Below are 5,064 nucleotides of genomic sequence, written 5' to 3' on the forward strand. Positions count from 1 at the left end.
TATCAGGAGATTATTCATTCCAAGCCCATTGCGGAGGATTTGGACGGACTTCCCGTCATCAATATTCGTAATGTTCCCTTGACGGATCCCTTTAATGCTTTTGTGAAGCGGCTTATGGATATTTTCGGTGCCCTGGTGGGCATCATCCTTTTCGGCCCCCTGATGCTACTGGTGGCACTTTTGATTCGACTGGATTCCAGCGGCCCCATCATTTTCAAGCAGGAAAGAGTGGGAAGGCATAATCTTCCCTTCCAAATGTATAAATTCCGTTCTATGCGGGTGCAGACCGTGGAGGAAGAAAAGAAGGGCTGGACGGTAAAGGGGGATCCCAGAGTTACCTGGATTGGGAAAATTATCCGAAAAACCTCTATTGATGAGCTTCCCCAATTTTTCAATGTCCTACGGGGAGATATGTCCCTTATAGGTCCCAGACCGGAGAGGACCCAGTTTGTGGAGCAGTTTAAGGAACAGATTCCCCGCTATATGATTAAGCATCAGGTTCGTCCGGGGATGACCGGATGGGCGCAGGTGAACGGTTTCCGAGGAGATACCTCTATAGAGGGAAGAATTCGTTGTGACCTTTGGTATATTGAAAACTGGAGCCTTTCTTTGGATATTCGCATACTCTTTTTAACCCTATGGAAAGGATTTATTAACAAAAATGCCTATTAATTTTTTTGTGTTTTCATGGTATTATACCTTGATTCCTGTAAAATAAGCTTTGAAATCAATTTGGAGGAGTAGTGTGGCATTAGAACAGAATAAGGGGAGAAGACCTCATAGTCATAGTGGAAATCAAGAGAGCAATCATAGCTCTTCAGCGGAAGTAAAGAACGCATCGGAAATAAAGAAGAGGGAGAGTGCTCCCCTTTCCGAGAAAGAGCAGGATTTAAAGGCACAGATTGCAAGAGGAAAGCGCTTGCAGGAAGACCGCCCTACAGGAAGAGAGCAGGGGAAGGAAGATCTGTCTTTTTTGGATAAGAAGTTATCCCAAGAAGGAAAGAGAGAGAAAAATGTAGACTTCTATACTCTTCCCAAAGAAAGAAATGAGGAGAAACGCAAGAGTTCTTTGGATATTTTGCAGGTAAATTCTCCGGACCAGATCGAGGAAGAGCTGGAAGAGTATTATGATGAGAAGAATAAAAAGAAGAAATCTTTGTGGAAGAAGGTTCTTCTGATTTCCGTTATCGAAATTCTCACTTTGATTTTAATTTTCTGTACCGGTTATGTGGTTCGCTACATGAATATCAAGCCGGATGTGCAGTTTAATACAAAGAACGTTAAGAATGACAATATCGATGTCAAAAAGCAGGAGCAGATGCAGGGCTACTGGACTATTGCCGTTTTCGGTGTAGACTCCCGTGATGGCGGAGTGGGCCGGGGTGCCAATGCGGATGTGCAGATTATTGTTTGCATAGACAGGGGCACGGGAGAAGTTAAGCTGGCTTCCGTATTCCGTGATACCTATTTGAATCTGGCAGCAGGCTCCCGTTTCGCCAAGATTAACGAGGCCTATGCGGATGGAGGCCCGGAACAGGCGGTTGCGGCCCTCAATAAAAACCTGGATTTGGATATTGAACACTATGCCACCTTTAACTGGAGAGCAGTGGCGGATGTGATTACCATGCTGGGCGGTGTGGATATTGACATTACCCAGAAGGAATTCCGTTACATGAATGCCTATATTCATGAGACCAGCATTGAGTCCAAGGTCAATGAGAAGAATCCTGCGGCGGAGTATATCAAGGGACCGGGAATGCAGCATTTGGATGGTGTACAGGCGGTAGCATACGCCAGACTTCGATACATGGATGACGACTTTACCAGAACCAAGAGACAAAGAGAGGTTATTTCTCAGGTTCTTGCCAATGCCAAAAAGGCGGATTTAGCCACCTTGACCAATGTTATTGACACCGTTCTTCCTCAGATTGCCTTTAATGTGGATGTGGGAGATATTTTAGAGCTGGCTAAGGGTGTTAACCGATACAATATTGTAGGTTCCGAAGGCTTCCCCTATGATTTAACCACACAAATGATGGGAAAGAAGGGAGACTGCGTTATTCCTCAAAGCTTGGCCTCCAACGTAACCAAGCTTCATGCATATCTCTTTAATGATACGGATTATAAGCCCTCCGCTGCAGTTTGGACCTACAGTGACAAGATTGCGGAGGATTCCGGAAGCTATAAGAACGGAAGAGGAGACAGCGACAGCGGCTCCAAAAAGAAGAAGTCTTCAGAAGGCAGAGAGGAAGAGGAGAATAGTAAAAAGAAGAAGAGCTCCTCAGAAGAAAGCGGAAAGAAGAAATCTCAGTCCGAGGAGAGTTCCGAGTCCAGGAAGTCCAAGACGGAGACGGACAGCAACGGAAAAACCGTAGAAAGTACCAAGAATTCCGAATCCAAGCAGGAAAGCAAAGAGAGCAAGAAGGGCGAAATTCAGTACACGGAAGAAAGTACTACGGGAGAAAACAAGAAAATCACGGAAGAAAGCAAGAAATCCAACGAAGAGACGAAGAAATCCGCTGAAGAGACGAAGAAAAAGGAAAATAATGCTGAACCGAGCATCGGCAATAATCCGCCTACTGCGGCAAGCTCCCAAAATTCCGGAGAGAATCCGGGACCGGGAGATATTGTAGATTAGCGTTTTGCAAAAAATGAATGAGGGAAGAGGGAGAGCTATGGAACTGAAGGACTCAAAGGCCAAAAGGGACTTTTATACAATCGGGAATGGAATCTGTTTACTCTACCTTGTATTGATGCTTTTGGTTTTTCCCCTCTATTCCCGGGATAAATACTTTGATATTCTCCAGGCCCGTTTTGATTTTTTCTGGATTTGCAGCAGTGTTTTTTCCGTACTGCTCTTTGCCTTTGTGGCTTTGTATTCTTTGACCTTAAAGAAGGAAGAACGAAAAGAGATTCTTCCTTCTCTTTTTTGGAAGAAGGAAGAGGGAAAGAAAAAGCCCCTATTTGCTACGGACCTTCCCTTTTGTCTTCTGATTCTCCTCTTTTTCCTTTCCATGTTCCTTTCCGGATATCCTTACGAAACCTGGTGGGGAAGTACGGGAAGATATATGGGCGTTCTGACCTGGCTGCTTTTCTTTACGGTGTATCTTGGCCTTAGTCGATTTTATCGCTTTAAAAAGTTTCATCTTCTCCTGTTTTCTGTAGGCGTGGTTTTACAGTGCTTATGGGGAATCAGCGATTTTTACATGATGAACTATATGCATTTCTTCGACAATGTTTCGGACTTATCCAAGTGGGCGATGTTCGCGGGACCTGTGGGCAATATCAATGGCTATACCAGCCTTGTTTTATTTTATGCCTGCCTCTATACCGGTTTGTATTTGCAGGAGAAGGAGCTTCGCTGGAAGCACTTTTTTATGGGAATGATGCTGCTTTGTCACATTGCTACAATCTTCGGAAGTAGCGACAACGCAGTCATCGGCTACTTCTTTGTTTTTCTGGTCCTACCGTTTTTTAGCTGGAAGGACAACAAAAGCTTCGGAACCTGTCTTTCCGTGTATTTCTTATTTTTCCTTTCTTTGAAGCTTTCCGTGCTTCTTGCCGGAAAAGGACAAAGCATTATACAGATTTCTCCACCGGGCTTCCTCTTTTCCATGGGAAAGACGATTCTTCCTTATCTGGGGATGGGACTCTCCGGCATCCTTTGGGCTATAGGAAGATTCAGCAAGAAGGAATTGTCCATGAAGCTTTTCAAGGGGCTTTATGTCCTGCTTTTAGTCCTGTTTTTTATGGCGGGAGCCTATGCCATCTATGATGTAAATGTAGCCCACCGCTATCCGATGCTGGAACAGTTCAGCCAATTTTTACGCTTTGATGATTCCTGGGGAACTGGCAGAGGTTTTATCTGGAGGATGGGTATGGAATACTTCCGGGACAAGATGCCTATGCTTAAGAGACTCTTCGGCTATGGGCCGGACGGATATTTTATGCTGACTAACGACAATTATAAGGTGGAAGTGGAACAGGCCGGTATGGGACTGATTGACAGTATCCATAATGAATATTTGAATTTGCTTTTGACCATCGGCGTTTTTGGGCTTTTAGCCTATCTACTGTATTTGAAAAGTGTCTTCACCGTGTTATGGAAGAAAGAGACTGAGAATTCAGCAGAAGCAAGTTTCGGACAAACTGCCTTTCCCTTTGCGGTAAGCTTGGCTTATCTGGCTTATCTCACTCAGGCCGGCATTAATATTGCAGTACCTATTGTGATGCCCATTGTGATGCTTCTGTGCTTTTTGGGAATTGCCGGAAAGAGAGCGGAATAAAAAAGGAGCTGTAAAAATCAAAAGAATTTTCTAAAAACTTTGATTTTTTACAGCTCCATTTTTAGTGTTTTAAGGGTTTATTCCTCCGGCTCGATTAAGCCGTAGCTGTTGGCCTTTCTCTTATAGACTACATTGACCTTGCCGGTGTTGCCATCCTGGAAAACGAAGAAGCTGTGTCCCAGAAGCTCCATCTGCAAACAAGCTTCTTCTGCAGTCATAGGCTTTAAATCAATGTGCTTGGTACGAACAATCTTGATTTCTTCCTCGTCCTGTGCCGGCTTCTCATCGATGAACTCCGAACTAAAGTCGGAACCTGCCTGATGACGCTGAATTAATTTGTTCTTGTATTTACGAATCTGCCGCTCCAGAACATCCACCACAAGATCAATGGACTGGTACATATCTTCGGTAGCTTCCTCTGCACGAATCACGCTTCCCTTTACGGGGATGGTTACCTCGATCTTTTGCATATCCTTTTGGGTAGAAAGTGTTACGTTACAGGGGGTTTCCGCCTGGAAAAACTTATCCAGTTTCCCTAACTTCTTCTCCACGCCATTTTTTAGTCCATCGGTTAGACTAAGGTTTCTTCCGGTAATGGTAATTTTCATAAAAAATTCCTTCCTTTCTATGTAGTCCAAAAGAATTTCTTCTTTTCTTCAGTATAGCATTTTTTTTCATCTAAGGATATGAAAATCTTGTGAATAATCAACAAATCTGTATGGCCGGTAGTTTGACAGTTAAATAGTTCCAAAATCTCCTCAGGCCTTGAAAAACCTGT

General features: G+C 43.9%; 4 protein-coding genes. 3 read left to right on the forward strand and 1 reads right to left on the reverse strand.

The window, feature by feature from the left end; genetic code table 11:
- The 3 genes from ACO4PX_RS08435 to ACO4PX_RS08445 form a co-directional block, all read left to right on the forward strand.
- A partial coding sequence (locus ACO4PX_RS08435; RefSeq protein WP_485572271.1) for an exopolysaccharide biosynthesis polyprenyl glycosylphosphotransferase occupies nucleotides 1-672 on the forward strand: 672 nt, incomplete at its 5' end.
- Nucleotides 673-745: 73 nt separating this feature from the next.
- Nucleotides 746-2,638, forward strand: coding sequence for an LCP family protein (locus tag ACO4PX_RS08440; protein WP_314669141.1), 1,893 nt, complete (start codon nucleotides 746-748; stop codon nucleotides 2,636-2,638).
- A gap of 37 nt (nucleotides 2,639-2,675) precedes the next feature.
- Nucleotides 2,676-4,286: an O-antigen ligase family protein gene (locus ACO4PX_RS08445; RefSeq protein ID WP_485572272.1), complete on the forward strand. Its 1,611-nt coding sequence runs from the start codon at nucleotides 2,676-2,678 to the stop codon at nucleotides 4,284-4,286.
- Nucleotides 4,287-4,363: 77 nt separating this feature from the next.
- On the opposite strand, the gene hpf is transcribed toward ACO4PX_RS08445, so the two are convergent.
- A complete protein-coding gene (gene hpf / locus ACO4PX_RS08450) occupies nucleotides 4,364-4,894 on the reverse strand; it encodes a ribosome hibernation-promoting factor, HPF/YfiA family (protein WP_183684188.1) in 531 nt (176 codons plus the stop codon).
- Between the last annotated feature and the right edge of the window lie 170 nt (nucleotides 4,895-5,064).

This window comes from Oribacterium sp. (assembly GCF_057249185.1).